Raw genomic sequence first — 16,329 nt, forward strand, 5'->3', positions numbered from 1 at the left:
GCTGACCTCCTACCAGCAGGGATGGTGAATCTGATTCGTCGAAAACCCGAAACCCAAAACCGGCGCCGACTCACAAAGGACTCACCACCGTCTCAAACAGGTCCCAAGACACGATTCAGAGACATCGAACTACGCTCTAGAGCATCATCCGCCATAGAGCCAGACATTGCCGTTATGCGCCTGGTCGGCGGTGCGGCCGGACAGGAAGGCGTTGCGCAATTCGCGCACCGGCCCGGTGGCATGATAGAAATCGCCATAGACGCGCGCCATGATCTGCACCCGCGCCGTGCGCAGGTAGCGCTCCTTCTGATAGGCGATGAAGGCCTTGTTCGGATCGTCGCGCGACTGGCTGAGATGATCCGCCAGGCAGACGGCATCCTCGATCGCCATGCAGGCGCCCTGCGCAAGATACTGCAGCATCGGATGCGCCGCGTCGCCCAGCAGCGTCACACGGCCCTTGGTCCAATCCGCGACCGGCTCGCGGTCGCACAGTACCCACATGCGCCAGGCTTCGATCTTGCCCAACAGGGTGAGGACCTCGGGCTGCTGACCGGCGAAGCGCTCGTGAAGCTCTTCGGGATCGCCGAAGCTGTTCCAGCCTTCTTCGTAGCGGTTGCTGTGAAAAACGGCGACGAGGTTGTACAGCGTGCCGCGGCGTAGCGGGTAATGCACGAGATGCGTCTTCGGTCCGGCCCATAGCACCACGTTCCTCTCACGCTGCGCGGCGGGCACTTCGTCGATCGGCAGGACGGCGCGATAGGCGATATGGCCGGAGACGCGCGGCTTGCCGTCGCCGACGACGGCATCGCGGACCTGCGACCACAATCCGTCGCAGGCGATCAGGCTGTCGCCGGCGATCTTCTCGCCATCGGCCAGGGTCACCCTGACGCCGTCGCCGGTATCTTCGTGGCCGACCACTTTCGTGCCGGTGCGCAATTCGATCGACGGCTGCGCCTGGCAGGCCTTGAGCAAAGTGCCGTGCAGGTCGGCGCGATGCGTCACCGCGTAGGGCATGCCGAAACGGGCGATGCAGGTCTCGCCCATCGGAATGCGGGTGACTTCCTCTCCGGTCAGCGCATCGCGCATGATCAGGTTGTCGGGAAAGACCGCGTCAGCCTCGATGGCCGCGCGAATGCCGAGCCGCGCGAAGCGGCGGAAGACGTTGGGGCCGAGCTGAATGCCGGCGCCGACCTCGCGGAACTCGCTCGATTGCTCGAGCAAGATCGAGCGGATGCCCTTGAGCGCCAGAGCGAGCGCACTCGTCAGGCCGCCGATGCCGCCGCCGATGATGATGACAGGCCGGTCCTGTTGTTGCGTCATGTTGCAGTCCTCCCCCCTTACGCCCGCAGCTTCGTGCGGTTGCTATAATCCGTATACGGACTTAATCTCCGTGTCAATAGCTTTCTGCTGCTTAAAGGACCCGTCAGGGTCCGGCCAGCATGTCGTATGGACTGTCTTCGTATGGCAGGTCGTAGCCGAGCAGCGCGTGCTTGTCCCGCATGGCGCCATGTCGTCGCGCCGTGGCGGTCCGGATCGGCGCGCTGGGCGGCGGCATGGCGCGATCCAGCGCGTCGCCAAGCTTATGGAGGAATTGCCGGGTCTCGGCCGGCAGATCCTGCTTGCCTTCCAGATAGGCGGCAAAGCGCGCCGGACCGGCATTGTAGGCCGCGAACAATCCCGGCCAGCCGAACTGATCGTACATCAGCCGCAGATAGGCCGCGCCGGCAAGGATGTTGTCGCGCGGATCATGCGGGTTCTTGCCGAGCCCGAAGGCCTTGCGCAGCTTGGCATAGGTTTCCGGCATGATCTGCATGAGCCCCATCGCGCCGACCGGCGAAACGATGGGCCGGCCGTGCGCCATGGTACGGCCGCTGCTTTCCACCTCCATGACCGCGCGAATCCACCATTCCGGAATTTCAAACCGTCTGGCGGCAGCGTGGATCAGCGGCTGCCATTTGTCCGGAATGGTTACGGACCTGATCGCGGCGGAGTCGCGGTTATGCGGCGGCAGCGAGGGGCCGGCTTTCGGCTCTGCTGTTCCGGCAGCCGCGGACAGCAGGATCAGTGTCAGGATGTCCATGCCGCTATAAACGCGGCAAACGATGCTCCGGCCCCGGTGCGTCCACGATTGGTCACCGCGTTCCCGCAGTTTTCCACAGAATTCGTGCCTTCAGCGCAGGGTATACAGGTAGGCGGCGATATCGCGGGCCTGTCGTTCGCTCAAATCCATATCCGGCATGGCATTGCCGGGGGCGATCCGCTGCGGATGTTGCAGCCAGGCCATGAGATTCTCGGGGGTGTTCGGCAGCACGCCGGCGACATAGGCGCGCCGCCCCATCTGCGACAGCGGCGGCCCGGCCAGACCGCGCGCGCCGGTCACGCCCGGAATGATGTGACAGCTGCCGCAGCCGATCTGGCTGATGGCCGATTTGCCCCGTTCGGCGTTGCCGCCGAAATCTTTCATCTGCGCCGCCTGCGGCTCGTCGCAGCCAGCCATGAGCAGCGCGACGATCAGCAGCGGACCGATCGTGGTCAGGCGTGCATTGGCGCGCTTCTCGGCGTCCCGCAGCCAGCAAACGAACAGCGCGCAGATCGCCGCAAGATAGGCCATGCCTGCCGGTATCCACATGATCAGGCCGGCCAGCTGCTGATCCTGCAGCGGCGTCAGGCTCCATGGCATTACCGTCACGGCATGCGCGGCATAAAGCAGATGCGTCGCCAGGATCATCAATGCCCCGGGCAGGCCGCTGAAGATCGCCGCACTGGCCACGAATAGCAGCGACGTGCCGTAATCGAGGCGGCGCCGGCCATCGGGAACGATAACGACCGACCAGAAACCGTATGCCGCGGCAAGCAGCGACACATGCTCGAAGCTGTGCAGCAGATCATCGCCCAGGGCCCATTGATACGGCCCCGGCAAATGCCAGAAGACGAAGATGCCGCAGAACAAACCCCAGAGCGACAGGGGATGCGCGGCCCAGCCGACATGCCGCGGCAGGCTGCGCGCCAGCCAGCCGGCGGCCAGCCGTTTGCGCCAGGCGCGCGGCAGCGACCAGAAAAGCACCAGAAGCGGCCGCGACCAGGCCAGCAGCGGGGCGGCGACGATGATCAGCAGAAGATGCTGCACCATATGAATGGAGAACAGGATCGTGGCATAGCCGTCGATCGGCGAAATAAGGGCGGCGGCCAGTGCGGCCATCGCTGCGTAGAACGCCAGCCGCGCCGTCATTGCGATCACCGGACGGCCCGCGCGCCGCGACAGCCGCCGCCGGCCCGCTGTATAGAGCGCCACTGCGGCAAGCAATGCGGCAATCACCCACGGATCCTCGAGCCAACCGGGATCGGCGGCAACCGACGCGGACTGCCCATGGGCGGCCGCGTTTCGCGTAAAGGCGGAAACCGCTGCAGCCGCGATGGCGGCGACGGAAAGCATCGGCCTCAACATAGCGGCAGTCCGAAAACGGCAATGGTGTCGAACGCGGTCGCCACCAGGAATCCCAGGCCGCTCATCATGCCCCAGAGCGAGAAGAACCGCGTGCGCCCCAAGCCGGTCTCGATCGGATGATGCGGGTCGCTGGTCGTCTCCTCCCGCGTGATCCGCCAGTTCCGCCAGCCGACCCAGGCTGCCCAGGCCGCAACCGCCAGAGCCAGCAGGTTGATGACCAGCAATCCGCCCCAGACCCATCCCCATCCCGGCAGGGCCGCCGAACGCGGCAAGTCCGCGGGGTAGCAGGCGTGGCTGGACAGGCCGTAATTGACCACGAGCTGCAATCCCCAGGCGAGCGGCGCGCCCCAGAGGCCGAAGAACAATGCGGACAGAGAAATCCTCCCGCGGTGCGGGGCCGGATGCTGGATGGCGTCGGGCGAGTCGGATGCCATGGCCTCAACTCAGATAGGGCGTGACGTAGAAGGTGGTGAAAACGCACAGCCACACCACATCGACGAAATGCCAGTAGACCGATCCAATCGGCACCGGGGCATGCCGCTTACTGTCGAAGTAGTTCAAAATCGCCCAGACCAGCAGCGCAATCAGGATGATCAGGCCGACGACGACATGCGCCATGTGGAAGCCGGTCACGGTGAAATAGAGCGAGCCGTAGGAGCTGGTGCTTATCGTGAAGGTCTTTTCCGACCACTCGATCAATTGCACGCCGACAAAGGCGATACCCAGCAGGATGCCGATGGCGAGGCCAAGGACAAGTTGGCCGCGCCGGCCTCTCTTGATGCCGCGCTCGCCCCACCAGACGGCAACGCTGCTGAGGAGGAGCATCGCGGTGTTCGGCACCGACAGCCTGAAGCTCGGCAATTCGTTCGGCAGCCAGCTTCGCCCGTATTGCAGCGCGATGTAGTAGTAGCTGAACAGCAGATATACGAAGAGCGCCGCCTCGGTCAGGATCAGCGTCAGCATGCCCCACCAGCCGGCGGCGCGGCGATCGACGCTGCCGACCGGGAGCGGCCGGTTGGTCAGCACCGTGTCGCTCATGGCCTGCGCTCCGTCATCTGGCCGAGGCGCGGCTCCGGCCAAAGCCAGACCAATACGCCCAGCAGCACGCCGCTCAGGCCGGCTCCGGCGATCCACCACCAATGCAGCAGCAGCGAAACGAAGCCAAGCGTGATGGCGAGCGTCACCACGAGCGGAGCGTAGGAATCCTCCGGCATCTTCACGATCAGATCCGGCTCGCCATCCAGCGTCGTGCTGGCCAGCGCCTCCTTGCCATGGTCCAGGACGAAGCCGCGCCGGATCGACGATTGCCCTGGACCTTCCTGCAGCCGGTCCTCCCAGAGCGGATGCCGGCTGGCGATGATCGGGATGACGGCGAAATTGTAGGAGGGTGGCGGCGACGGCGTGGACCATTCCAGCGTCGGCCCCTGCCACGGATTCGGCCCGGCCGGCCGCCCGCTGCGCAAGCCCTGGAAGACATTGACCAGGAACAGGAGGAAACCGACGGCGAGGATGAAGGAGCCGATACTGGTGATCAGGTTCAGGGCGTCCCAGCCGAAATGCGCCGGATAGGTGTAGATGCGGCGCGGCATGCCCATCAGGCCGGTGAGGTGCATCGGCAGGAAGGCGATATTGAAGCCGGCGAAGATGAACCAGAAGGCCCAGCGGCCCAGCTTTTCATCCAGCATCTTGCCGGTCATCTTGGGAAACCAGAAATAGACCGCCCCCAGAACGGCAAAGACATTGATGCCGATCAGCACGTAATGGATATGCGCGACGACGAAGTAGGTGTCGGTGAACTGCAGATCGGCGGGCACCGCAGCGGTCATGAAGCCGGAAACGCCGCCGATGACGAACATGGCGATGAAGCTGGCGAAATAGAGGAAGGCGACGGTGAAGACCGGCCGGCCCGTCCAGATCGTCGCCACCCAGGCGAAGACGGCCACGGCGCTCGGAATCGTGATGACGAAGGAGGCGCCGCTGAAGAAGGACACCGCCATGAAAGGCAGGCCGACGGCGAACATGTGATGCAGCCAGACGCCAAAGCCCAGCACCATGGTCGCGACCGTCGACAGCGCCACCGCGGTATAGCCGACCAGCGGGCGCCGGCAGAAGACCGGCAGGCCGTCGGAGACCATGCCCATCGCCGGCAGCACGATGACATAGACCCAGGGATGCGCGAAAATCCAGAACAGGTGCTGCCAAAGCAATGGATGCCCCTCGCCTGCAATATCGTAGAAATGCGTGCCGATATTGCGATCCAGCCATAGCAGGAGGAAGGCGAGGCTGACGGCGGGAACCGCCAGCAGATTGCCGAACGAGACGGTGAACGTGCCCCAGATCATGATCGGCAGGCGGTTGATCGACATGCCGGGTGCCCGCATGCGCCAGACGGTGACGACGAAATTCGCCGCGCCCACCGTGGTGGAAATCCCCAGCAGAATCATCCCCAGCGCGTAGAAATCCATGTTCAGCCCGGGATTGAACGGCCTGGAGGCATAGGGCGTGTAATTGAACCAGCCGTCGTTGGGGCCGGCGCCGATCGCGAAGCCGGCATACATGAAAATTCCCGCCGCCAGATAGACCCAGTAGGAAAAGGCGTTCAGCCGCGGGAATGCCATGTCGCGCGAGCCGAGCAGCAAAGGAAACAGGAAATTGCTGAAGCCGGACAGGATCGGGGACGCATAGAGGAAGATCATCGTCATGCCATGCGTCGAGAACAGCTCGTTATACTGCTCCGGCGTCAGCAAGGCGCTTTCCGGGCGCGCCAGTTGCAGACGCATCACGAGCGCCTCGATGCCGCCCAGGATCAGGAAGACGAATGCCGTGACGATATAGCGGCGGCCGATCTCCTTGTGATCGACGGTGGCGAACCAGGATTTGGTCTTCCAGATGGTCTCCAGCATCTCCGCCGTCGGCGAGTCGTAGCCGAGGGTTTCGATCCGGGGAGAGCGCTCATAACTGCCGCCGGCCATCGAACCTCCTCATTTCAGCGTTTCGACATAGGCGCGGATGCTGGCCAATTCGGGGCCGGACAAGCCGATATTCGGCATCAGGCTGCCGGGCTTGATGGTCTGCGGGTTGGCGATCCAGCCGGCCAGATTCGCGGTCGTATTCGGCAGGGTGCCTGCAGCGATGGTGCCGCGGCTCATCACATGCGTCAGATCGGGTCCCATGATGCCGCCGGCCTGCGTGCCGCGCACGGTGTGGCAGGCGCCGCAGCGCTGCACGAAGAGCTGCCTGCCGCCGGCCAGGCCATCATGCGGTCCTGACGAAGCCTGCGCCCGCAACTGGCTGTCCCACCAGGCGCGGAACTCGTCGGGCGGCTCGGCAACGACGACAAACCCCATACGGGCATGCTGCAGGCCGCAATATTCCGTGCATTGGCCGCGATAGGTGCCGGGCTTGCGGGCTTCCAGCCAGGTGGCATTGGTCTGGCCGGGAATGGCATCCAGCTTGCCGCCGATCGCCGGGACCCAGAAGGAATGAATGACATCCGAGCTGGCCAGGTTGATCTTGACCGGCGGCCCGACGGGAATATGGATTTCGTTCGCCGTCCTGAAGATTCGCGACGGATCGCCGCTGAGATAGCGCGCCTCCCACCACCATTGATGCGCGCGGACTTCGATGGTCAGGTCCGGCTGGCGCGACGGGCGGTTGATCGCCGCCATCGTCGCCACGGTCCATACCATCGCCGCGATCAGCACCAGGGTGGAAAGCCCGACGCCGATGGTGATCCAGGGCAGGCCCGAACCCGCCCGCTCGACCGGCGGCATGGCGTCCGGGTTTGGGGAGAAGGCCCGGCCACGCCGCAGCGCGCCGACAAGCACCAGCACGGAAACGATCACGACCACGATGATCGAGATGACCGCCAGCCCCCAGATCAGCGGCACCACCTTGTCGGCCTTGATGCCGAAGGCTTGCAGATAATTGAGCGGCGCCTGATCGATCATCGCTGCCGCCTGCCGCTACGCCCCGTCACGGCTTCTGGCCTTTGCGGAAGGGCTGCGTGTATTTCCACGGTTGCGTGGTCTTGACGAATTCGGCCGGCACCTGTTCGTAATCGGGGCTGGTCGGCGATATCGTCCGGCCCCACTGTGCCTTCGGCTCGTTGCTGATGCTCTTGATATAGGCAACGAGGTCCCAGACGATCCGGTCGGGCAGCGTTCTACCCCAGGCCGGCATGCCGTTCGGCCGTCCCTGCAGGATGGTCAGATAGATGTTGGCGGCGGAAGAGCCGTACAGGAAGATGTCGTTGCTCAACGCCGGCCCCATGCCGCCGGCGCCGTTCGGGGCATGGCAACCGACGCAATTGAAGGCGGCGAAGGCCCGCATGCCACGCTCTGGCGCCTCCGGGTCGTTCGCCACCGGATTCCGAATATCGGGGCCGGTCCCGACGTTGCCAGGGAATATCTTTGAGACCGGAACCTGCAGCAAAGACGGCCGCGGCGGCGCGGCATTGCCGGTGGGGTCGGTGCCGATGCGGGTGCTTTGGCCGGCCTGGCTTATCGGCTGATTGACTTGCGCGGCGCCGACCGCCGCCGCGCCGGCGGCACCGAGAATGCTTCCGGCCAGGAGAGGGATGCGAAGGCGGAACTTTCGCATTCACGGACTCCTATCGGCGCCCTTGCGCGCTTTCGCTCCCGCCGTCGAGAGGCGGCAGCAGCGGCACGCCATAGCTTTTCAGCAAAGCCTCGATATCCGCCTGCCGGCGCGCGATGGCCCGATCGAGCTGGGCCCGCAGCGCCTTGTCCTGCTTGCGCACGCCCATCGCGACATCGAATTGCAGCGCATATGCCGGCTGATCGGCGCGGTCGGTGATCAGTCTGACGGTGAGCGGAACGGGCGATCGCCCGGCGAAGTAGCCCGCCAATGGCCCCCAGGCCGCGGCAATGTCGATATCGCCGTCGACGACCGCCTGAATCAGCCGCGCCGGCGGATTGGGCTCGCGATAATCGCCATAGATGGTGTAGCCGACGACATTGTCGACGATGCCTTCATGGCCGAGGATGGTGGCCGGCGGGGTATTCGCGCCGTCATCGCCGATCAGGTGTACGCCGATCCTCAGGCTTTTAAGGCGCGGATCGGCCAGCGATGCCATATCGATATGGCGATCCGCGCGGGTCACGAAGACATAGGATGAGCGGTAATACGCCCGCGTCGTCGCCACCATCTCCAGCTTCGCGGGCACGCCGATCACGACATCGCAGTCGCCGGCTTTCAGCGTGTTGCGGATGAAGCCGCGGCGCTGCGCCCACCAGGTGTAGGAAACCTCGCCGCGCCCCAGTTCCGCCGCCATCATGTCGGCCAGCCTGTTTTCGAAGCCCTGCTTCGCCTGGTTCGAGAACGGCAGGTTGTTCGGATCGGCGCAGACCCGCAGGACATCCGCATTCATATCCTCGGCCGCATGTCCGCAAGCCGGCCCGGCGATGGCAGCGAAAGCCGCGAAGGCGAAAGCGGCCCGATTACTGCGGCCCGGCATTGCTCTGCTCCGCCTTTTGGGGCAAGGCGAAAACCAGCAACTCGCTGCCGCCCACCGTATAGGCCGGCAGCGCCTGCACCGCACCGGTGAATCCCAGCGCGCCATTGCGCACCCGCGGATCCAGCTCCGAATTCGCCAAGGCGCCCGGCCAGCCGCCGACACCGGCCATGATCGCGACATACTGCCGGCCATCGCCGCCGACGAAAGTGGTGGGCTGACCGATGAGGCCGGAGCCGGAATGGAACTTCCACAGCACGTCGCCGCTCCTGGCGTCCACCGCCTTGAACCAGCGATCCAGCGTGCCGTAGAAGGCGACGTCGCCGCCGGTCACCAGGGCGCCGCTCCAGACGGGGAACTGCTCCTCGATGGCCCAGGCCTTGACGCGCTTGACCGGGTCCCAGGCCATGAACTCGCCCGCGTGACCGCCCGGTCCGGCATACATATCGACCTCGGCGCCGACATAGGGCGTGCCGGCGATATAGCCGACCTCCTCGCTCTTCCAGTTCATGCAGATATGCTGATGCGGGACATAAAGCAGCCCGGTGCGCGGCGACCAGGCCGTCGGCTGCCAGTCCTTGGCGCCGGGTGCCGCCGGACAGATATCCTTCACCGTCTTGCCGACACGGGTTTCCTTCTCGGCATTGGGAATGATCGCTCCGGTCTTCAGATCGACGCCCTTGCTGCTGGTGACGGTGTCGTAGGCATCGGCCGACAGGATTTCGCCGCTGGCGCGGTCGATCACGTACATATAGCCGTTGCGGCCGGGATGGATCAGGACCTTGCGGCTCTCGCCGCCGATCGGCAGCTCGACGAGGACATTCTCGTTGATCTCGTCATAGTCGTATAGATCGTGCGGATTGAGCTGCACCGCCCATCGCGCCGAACCGTCCTCCGGCTTGCGCGCGAAAATCGCCGTGGTCCAGAGATTGTCGCCGGGACGCTGATCGGCATTCCACGGACCGGCATTGGCGGTGCCGTAATAGATTAGGTCGAGCGCCGGATCGTAGGAGATCCAGCCCCAGACCGTGCCGCCGCCGATCTTCCAGTGATCGGCCGGCCAGGTCTTCACGCCGAGATCCTTGCCTTTCAGCTTGCCGTAGAAGGGTCTGAAGCCGTCGCCGATCAGCACGTCCTTGTCGGGACCGGTGGTATAGGCGCGCCAGGCGATCTTGCCGGTCTCCTCGTCCAGCGCCGTCAGCCAGCCGCGCACGCCCATCTCGCCGCCGCTATTGCCGACCAGCACCTTGCCCTTGACCACCAGGGGCGCCATCGTGATCGTCTCGCCGCGGCTGATCTCGCCGAGCTTGGTGTGCCACAGCTCCTTGCCGCTGCCGGCATCGAGCGCGACGGAATGATTGTCCAGCGTGTTGAGGAAGATCCTGCCGTTGTCGTAGGCCAGTCCGCGGTTGACGACGTCGCAGCAGGCAACTCCCTGCGCCGACGGATTGGGCCTCGGCTCGTAGCGCCATTTCAGCTCGCCGGTGGCGGCATCGAGCGCGAAAACCTTGTTGGGATAGGGGCCGACCACGTAGAGGATGCCATCGACGACCAGCGGCGCCGCCTCCTGGCCGCGATTCCTGCCGACCGAAAAGGTCCAGGCGAGCTGCAGCCTGCCGACATTGGACGTGTTGATCTGCTCAAGGCCGCTGAAGCGGGTATTGGCGTAATCCTTCGGCGCCATCGGCCATTGCCGGTCGTCATGGCTGAGCGCTTCGAGCGTCTGCTGCGCATGCGCCGCCGGCCCGGCAGCAAGCCCCGCTGCCAGGATGGCCAGGAGAAATCGCCAGCGCTGCTGCATGGACGCAACACCCTCCCCGCCGCTTCGGAACCATTCCGGATGCCTGTGCTCAAGGCTTGTCGCGGCGGGAAGTTCCGGCTCGGAAAGCCGCTGTACGCAACCGTACGGAGCAAAACGCCCCGCGCTCCTGCCAGATTGCAGCTTTGTTGTCCTGACCGGACCGGGTGGAAGGAACTTCCCGCAGAGGCGCCGTGTTGCTGATGTCGCACCCTTCCTTCGCCCTGCTCGCACACCATGACTGCCCATACCCCTTTGCGGATTCGCGACCGGATGACGTTTCAGCGGCTCGCCATCTCGGCCGGCAATCCGCGCAACGGCCTGCTGCGCCAGCTACCGGCGAGCGAGCTGATGCTGCTGCATGCCCATCTGCAGCCGGCGAGCTATGCGCCGGACATGCCGATCCTTTCGCCCGGCACCCGCCTGCAGCATTGCGATTTCATCGAGCAGGGCCTGATCTCGCTGATGGGACGGACCGGCTGGGACAAGCGCGTCGAGGTCGGCAGCGTGGGCCGCGAGGGCATGCTCGGCGTCGGCGCGGCGCTCGGCATCGAGCATGCCGGCCATTACGCCGTGACCCAGACCGCCTGCCAGGCGATGCGCATCGATACCGGCCGCCTGCGCGAGCTGCTGCCGATGCTGCCGAATCTGCACCGGCTGCTGCTGCGCCACGCGCATGAGCGCATGATGGAGGCGATGCAGCTTTCCGCCTGCAATGCCAGTCACAGCGTGGAGCGGCGGCTGGCGCGCTGGCTGCTGGCCGCCGGCGAGCGGCTGTATCCGGCGCCGATCGAGATCACCCATGCGCGGCTGGGCGCGCTGCTCGGCGTGCGCCGCGCCGGCATCACCGTGGCGCTGCACATGCTGGAAGGCGAGCGGGCGATCCGCGCCAGCCGCAGCCAGATCGAACTGCGCGATGCTGCCCGGCTGGAAGCCTGCGCCTGCGCCTGCCACGGCCTGTTGCGTCGGACCCTGCAGGCCGATCATCCGCCGGCAGAGCAAAGCCGCCCCTGCGAGGCCGCACCGCTCAATTAGCGGCGCCGCTGCTTATTTCCCGGCTAAATCAGCCATTTGGCCGCCGCCAGATTCCGCTGCCGCGCCTGCCGCCGCTGGCTTATACTGCATACAACATCAGGCAGGCGCCAAGGGCGGGCGACATTCGGCTAGCCGGTCATACATACGGCTGGCGAGGGAGGCTGCCATGATGCCGGAAGAAGCGGCTCGCGTGAATGCGCTGCATCAGTATCACATCCTCGACACCCTGCCCGAATTCGATTTCGACGCCCTGGCCGAACTGGCGGCGCAGATCTGCGATTGCCCCGCTGCGCTGATCGGCCTGATCGACGAGCGGCGCGAATTCCTCAAGGCGAAATACGGCCTGCCGTTCGAGCTGACCGAATGCCCGCGCGACATCTCGGTCTGCAACGAGGCGCTGTGCCGCAACGACCTGCTGTACATTCCCGACACGACCAAGGACGAGCGCTTCAAGAATTGCGGCACCGTCATCGGCGAGCCCTATGTGCGCTTCTATTGCGGCATGCCGCTGATCAATCCGGAAGGCTATGCGCTGGGAACCTTCTGCGTCATCGATTTCACGCCGCGCGACCTCAGCCCGCGCCAGCAGGATGCGATCCGCCGCCTGGCGCGGCAGACCATGGCGCAGCTCGAATTGCGCCGGCAGGTGCGCGAGCGCGACGAGACGCTGCGCCAGCTCAACGAGGCGCGCGCGGCGCTGCTGACCGAGAGGGACAAGTCGGAACTGCTGCTGCGCGACATCCTGCCGGCGCCGATTGCGCAGGAGCTGAAGGACCATCGCCGGGTGCAGCCGCGCTATTACGAATCCGCCAGCATCCTGTTCGCCGACTTCAAGGCATTCACGCATCTGACGGAACGGCTCGATCCGGTCAGCCTGATCGGCGAACTCGACCGCCGCTTCGCCGCCTTCGACGATATCGTCGCCGCCAATCGGCTGGAGAAGCTGAAGACCATCGGCGACGCCTATCTCTGCGTCGGCGGCGTGCCGGACGAGAACCGCAGCCATACCTTCGACGCCTGCCTTGCCGCCCTGCAGATGCAGGCGCTCACCGCGCGCTCGAACCGGCAGCGCGAAAAGCTGCGCCTGCCGCTCTGGGAACTGCGCATCGGCATCAATACCGGCTCGCTGGTCGCGGGGGTGGTCGGCAAGCGCAAATTCACCTATGACGTCTGGGGCAATGCGGTGAACGTGGCCGAACGCATGGAGGCGGCCTGCGCGCCCGGCGCGGTCAACATCGCGGCCACGACCGCGCAGCAGGCCGGAAGGCTGTTCGAGGTCGAGCCGCGCGGCCAGGTCGATGTCAAGCATAAGGGGCCGATGGAAATGTATTTCCTGCGCCGCATCCGGCCGGAATTCTCTGCCGATGCCGAGGGCATGACGCCGAATGCCGCCTTCTGGCAGGCGGCGGGCGGCACGGCGGCCCCCATCCCGGCAGCATGAGGAAACGGCGGATCTCCCGGGAAAAAACCGCCCCAGCCGGAGCCCGCTGGCGCTTGAAAAGCTCTGCGCGATCAGATTTTTACCCGCCCGGCCGGAGCTATCGGCTATGCTGGGCCGGCGGAGGGGGGAGCTGTGAATCAGCAAATCGTCAATAGCCGCTTCCGCTTCGATCCGGACCTGCGTTTCGAGCGGCCGGAGCTGCAGAGCCTGCTGGAGCTGTGGCACGGCAAGCGCAACGGCCGCCGCGTTCCAGACCGCGCCGATTTCTCGCCCTTCGTGCTGCGGCCCTACCTGAGCCGCGTGATGATCTACGAGGTGGTCGAAGGCGCGCCGCGGCGCTTCCGCATCCGCCTGTACGGGACCTTGATCAGCCATTATTCCGGCCGCGACGCCACCGGCCGGTTCATCGACGAGATCATGGCCGCCGAGGCCCACGAGGATTTCGACACCGGCCTGTCCTGGGTGCTGGAGCACCGCAAGCCGTTGCGCATTCTCGGCACCTATTATTTCGTCGACCGCAGCTTCCTGCATTTCGAATCGGTCGCCCTGCCGCTGACGGTCGGTGCCGCCGAGATCGAACAGCTGCTCACGGTCACCTACTTCGCCGATGAGGCCTAAGCCCGCCTTGCGCGGGATCGAGCGGAAGAATGGGCGGAAATCCGGAGAGGATTGGCGCACCTAGAAGGAGAAACTTCGAACACTTTGTTCGAGGTTCTCGATGAGTGGGAGCGCCATCTCGCACAGCTAGACCCTACGGGTCGGCGGTGCGAGCATGACAAGCCTCCTACGCCGTGATTTCCGTAAAGCGGTTGGGGAAACCCCGCGCAAGTACGCCCTTCTCGCTGCGCCTGACGGCAGCCGAACGCGCGCGGCTGGAAAGCGAGGCGGCTGGCAAGACGCTCGGGGCTTATATCCGGGAACGGCTGCTCGGCGAGGATGCCGCGCCGCGCAAACGTAAGGGCAACAGCCCCATCCAGGACCATGAAGCCCTTGGGCGTGTCCTGGGGGCCTTGGGGCAGTCCCGGCTCTCCTAGAGAAAATCCGAGAAGATGTTAACCCTTATCGGCCGTAGCGGCAGGCAGCGGGGCAGGCCCTTCGCAGTATCATAATCAGAACTCCGCACTTAAAGCGGATTTCCTAATATGATCCGCGTCTTAGAATCATATTGAAATATCCGCTCTAAAAGCGGATAATGGGATATGACTCGAACTGAACGATCAGCGCTGTCTTCCTATGCCTCGCGCCTGCTGGCTGCGGGCCGGGGCGTCTTTTCCGCTGACGAAGCGCAGAAGGAAATCGGGATCAGCCGGGGTGCATTCCTCGACGCTGCCGAGCGCTTGCAGCGACGCGGCCAGCTTATCCGGCTCCGGCGGGGCTTCTATGTCGTCGTGCCGCCTCAGTACGCCACGATGGGGGCGCCGCCGCCGGAGCTATATATCGACGCCCTCATGCGCCATGAGAAACGGCCCTACTATGCGGGCCTGCTGGCGGCGGCGGCGGCGCACGGCGCGTCGCATCAGGCGGTGATGGAGTTCCAGGTCGTCACGGACAAGCTCTTGCCCGACATCGAGGCCGGGCGCACGCGCATCGCCTTTTCATACCGCAAGGACATGGCGGCAGTGACGGCGGGAATCGAGGATCGCAAGACGCCCTCGGGATATATGAAACTGTCGTCGCCGGAACTGACGGCGCTCGACCTGGTGCGCTATCCCCAGTCCGGCGCGGGCCTCGATAACATCGCAACAGTGCTTTCCGAACTGGCCGAACGGCTGCAACCAGAAAAACTTGCTTCCCTCTCGGGCGCTTTCGAGAAAGCGGTCGTGCAGCGCCTCGGCCATCTACTCGGAAGACTTGGCCATGCGGATAGGGTGGACGCGATGTTCACGGCGCTGTCCGCGCGCGGCGCGCTGCCGTGGGTCGAACTCGATCCCAAGCAGGCGGGCGATCCCGATCTTTCGCCGCCGCCATCCGAACGCGATGAACGCTGGCGCGTGATCGTCCGCCGCCCGCCGGAGATCGACGAATGATCCCGCAGGATTACATTACCGCCTGGAACAAGGTGGTGCCGTGGGCAAGCCAGCGGCAGGTCGAGCAAGACCTCATCATCAGCCGCGCGCTTGTCGCAATCTTCTCCGATCCCTTCCTGCGCGGCCTCTTCAATAGGGCTTGAGTGGCAGGTCAACTACAAGGGCGCGACTGGCTGGGACCGCACCACGATCGTGCCAGTGAGCCTGGTCTGCTTACAGCCAGGCGGCCGGCCCGGAGTCGGCTAGCCCGGGACTTGCCATGCAGATATGGCCGGGGGGGCGTAGGCAGTGGCTGAGCCCCAAACGATACTTGAAAAATACGGCATTTTGCCGTATGGTATGCCTCGAAGGAGGCCCCTATGCCCAAGCCGCACGTCGAAGCCGAGACCGCCCGATTGGAAGCGCGCATCCCGGTGCAAATCTATGACCAGATGCAGCGCGCAGCGCGCCTGCGCGGCATGACCCTGACCGGCTATCTGATCGCGACCGCCGGCGAGGACGCAAGGCGCGTCGTGGAGGACGCCGAGATCATGCGTCTCGCGCGCGAGGACCAAATCCGCTTCGCCGAGGCGCTGATCAATCCGTCCAAGCCGAATGCGCGGCTGGCCCGCGCGGCCAAGCGCCATGCCGAGTTGATCGAACGCCGGTGAGCGTCCGCTTCGCCATCGAGCCGCTGGCGAAGGCGCATAAGCGGGCGGATTTCACCTGCGGCAACGACCGGATCGACGCCTACTTCCGCGAGACCGTCGCGCAGGACGTAAAGCGCAATTACGCCACCTGTTTCGTCGCCAGGGAGATCGCGACGGATCGCGTGGCGGGCTTCTACACGCTGTCATCCAGCAATGTGCCCTTGAATGAGGTTCCCGCGCCGCTGGCCAAGAAACTGCCGCGCTATCCGACCGTTCCGGCCGTGCTGATCGGCTGGCTTGGGCGCCATAGCGACTACGCCGGGCAAGGGCTTGGAGCGGCCCTGCTGTTCGACGCCATCAAGACCGTGGCGACCGCGCCCATCGGCGCGCACGCAGTCTTCGCCGACGCCATCGACGATCGCGCAGCCGCCTTCTATGCGGCCTACGGTTTCTCGCCTTTGGCCCGGCGGCCGCGCAC

18 protein-coding genes are annotated in these 16,329 nt (G+C 65.1%); 8 read left to right on the top strand and 10 right to left on the bottom strand.

The features are described from left to right. Positions 1 to 144: 144 nt before the first annotated feature. The 10 genes from VF194_RS07845 to VF194_RS07890 all read right to left on the bottom strand — a co-directional run bounded on the left by VF194_RS07845 (position 145) and on the right by VF194_RS07890 (position 10,722). Entirely contained in the window at positions 145 to 1,320 is a 1,176-nt protein-coding gene (locus VF194_RS07845; protein ID WP_330889726.1) for a 3-hydroxybenzoate 6-monooxygenase, read from the bottom strand. A 103-nt stretch (positions 1,321 to 1,423) separates the two neighbouring features. Next, positions 1,424 to 2,080, bottom strand: coding sequence for a lytic transglycosylase domain-containing protein (locus VF194_RS07850; protein ID WP_330889728.1), 657 nt, complete (start codon positions 2,078 to 2,080; stop codon positions 1,424 to 1,426). Between the two features lie 90 nt (positions 2,081 to 2,170). After that, on the bottom strand, positions 2,171 to 3,316 hold the full coding sequence (locus tag VF194_RS07855) for a cytochrome c oxidase assembly protein (protein WP_330889730.1): 1,146 nt from the start codon (positions 3,314 to 3,316) through the stop codon (positions 2,171 to 2,173). A gap of 122 nt (positions 3,317 to 3,438) precedes the next feature. After that, a complete protein-coding gene (locus VF194_RS07860; protein ID WP_330889732.1) occupies positions 3,439 to 3,879 on the bottom strand; it encodes a hypothetical protein in 441 nt (146 codons plus the stop codon). A gap of 4 nt (positions 3,880 to 3,883) precedes the next feature. Continuing rightward, positions 3,884 to 4,483, bottom strand: a complete 600-nt coding sequence (locus VF194_RS07865) for a cytochrome c oxidase subunit 3 (RefSeq protein ID WP_330889734.1) — start codon at positions 4,481 to 4,483, stop codon at positions 3,884 to 3,886. Further along, the gene (ctaD, locus tag VF194_RS07870) at positions 4,480 to 6,417 is read right to left on the bottom strand and encodes a cytochrome c oxidase subunit I (protein ID WP_330889736.1); all 1,938 of its coding nucleotides are present in this window, start codon (positions 6,415 to 6,417) and stop codon (positions 4,480 to 4,482) included. The genes VF194_RS07865 and ctaD overlap by 4 nt, the downstream gene beginning before the upstream one ends. Positions 6,418 to 6,426: 9 nt before the next feature. After that, entirely contained in the window at positions 6,427 to 7,395 is a 969-nt protein-coding gene (gene coxB / locus VF194_RS07875) for a cytochrome c oxidase subunit II (protein WP_330889738.1), read from the bottom strand. A gap of 25 nt (positions 7,396 to 7,420) precedes the next feature. Further along, positions 7,421 to 8,047 (bottom strand): c-type cytochrome, encoded by a 627-nt coding sequence (locus tag VF194_RS07880; protein ID WP_330889739.1) that lies wholly within the window; start codon positions 8,045 to 8,047, stop codon positions 7,421 to 7,423. A gap of 10 nt (positions 8,048 to 8,057) precedes the next feature. After that, positions 8,058 to 8,924, bottom strand: coding sequence for a substrate-binding domain-containing protein (locus VF194_RS07885; protein ID WP_330889741.1), 867 nt, complete (start codon positions 8,922 to 8,924; stop codon positions 8,058 to 8,060). Then, positions 8,908 to 10,722, bottom strand: coding sequence for a methanol/ethanol family PQQ-dependent dehydrogenase (locus tag VF194_RS07890; protein WP_330889743.1), 1,815 nt, complete (start codon positions 10,720 to 10,722; stop codon positions 8,908 to 8,910). The genes VF194_RS07885 and VF194_RS07890 overlap by 17 nt, the downstream gene beginning before the upstream one ends. 270 nt (positions 10,723 to 10,992) lie before the next feature. Here VF194_RS07890 and VF194_RS07895 point away from each other — a divergent pair, with 270 nt between their 5' ends. From VF194_RS07895 to VF194_RS07930, 8 genes are all read left to right on the top strand, one after another. Beyond that, on the top strand, positions 10,993 to 11,754 hold the full coding sequence (locus VF194_RS07895) for a Crp/Fnr family transcriptional regulator (RefSeq protein WP_330889745.1): 762 nt from the start codon (positions 10,993 to 10,995) through the stop codon (positions 11,752 to 11,754). A gap of 166 nt (positions 11,755 to 11,920) precedes the next feature. Further along, positions 11,921 to 13,195 (top strand): adenylate/guanylate cyclase domain-containing protein, encoded by a 1,275-nt coding sequence (locus tag VF194_RS07900; protein ID WP_330889747.1) that lies wholly within the window; start codon positions 11,921 to 11,923, stop codon positions 13,193 to 13,195. Positions 13,196 to 13,327: 132 nt separating this feature from the next. Then, entirely contained in the window at positions 13,328 to 13,813 is a 486-nt protein-coding gene (locus tag VF194_RS07905; protein ID WP_330889749.1) for a PAS domain-containing protein, read from the top strand. Between the two features lie 191 nt (positions 13,814 to 14,004). Then, positions 14,005 to 14,229: a hypothetical protein gene (locus VF194_RS07910; protein ID WP_330889751.1), complete on the top strand. Its 225-nt coding sequence runs from the start codon at positions 14,005 to 14,007 to the stop codon at positions 14,227 to 14,229. A gap of 165 nt (positions 14,230 to 14,394) precedes the next feature. Further along, positions 14,395 to 15,222 (top strand): type IV toxin-antitoxin system AbiEi family antitoxin domain-containing protein, encoded by an 828-nt coding sequence (locus VF194_RS07915; RefSeq protein ID WP_330889752.1) that lies wholly within the window; start codon positions 14,395 to 14,397, stop codon positions 15,220 to 15,222. After that, positions 15,219 to 15,365: a hypothetical protein gene (locus tag VF194_RS07920; RefSeq protein WP_330889754.1), complete on the top strand. Its 147-nt coding sequence runs from the start codon at positions 15,219 to 15,221 to the stop codon at positions 15,363 to 15,365. Before VF194_RS07915 ends, VF194_RS07920 begins: the two co-directional genes overlap by 4 nt. Before the next feature lie 216 nt (positions 15,366 to 15,581). Then, positions 15,582 to 15,872 carry a DUF1778 domain-containing protein gene (locus VF194_RS07925; protein WP_330889756.1) on the top strand — a complete coding sequence of 97 codons (291 nt, stop codon included), beginning with the start codon at positions 15,582 to 15,584 and terminating at the stop codon, positions 15,870 to 15,872. Then, positions 15,869 to 16,329 (top strand): GNAT family N-acetyltransferase (locus VF194_RS07930; RefSeq protein WP_330889758.1); only part of this gene is annotated, 461 nt, incomplete at its 3' end. The genes VF194_RS07925 and VF194_RS07930, both read left to right, overlap by 4 nt.

Source organism: Ferrovibrio sp. (assembly GCF_036381655.1).
In the GTDB taxonomy this organism is placed as follows: Bacteria; Pseudomonadota; Alphaproteobacteria; order Ferrovibrionales; family Ferrovibrionaceae; genus Ferrovibrio.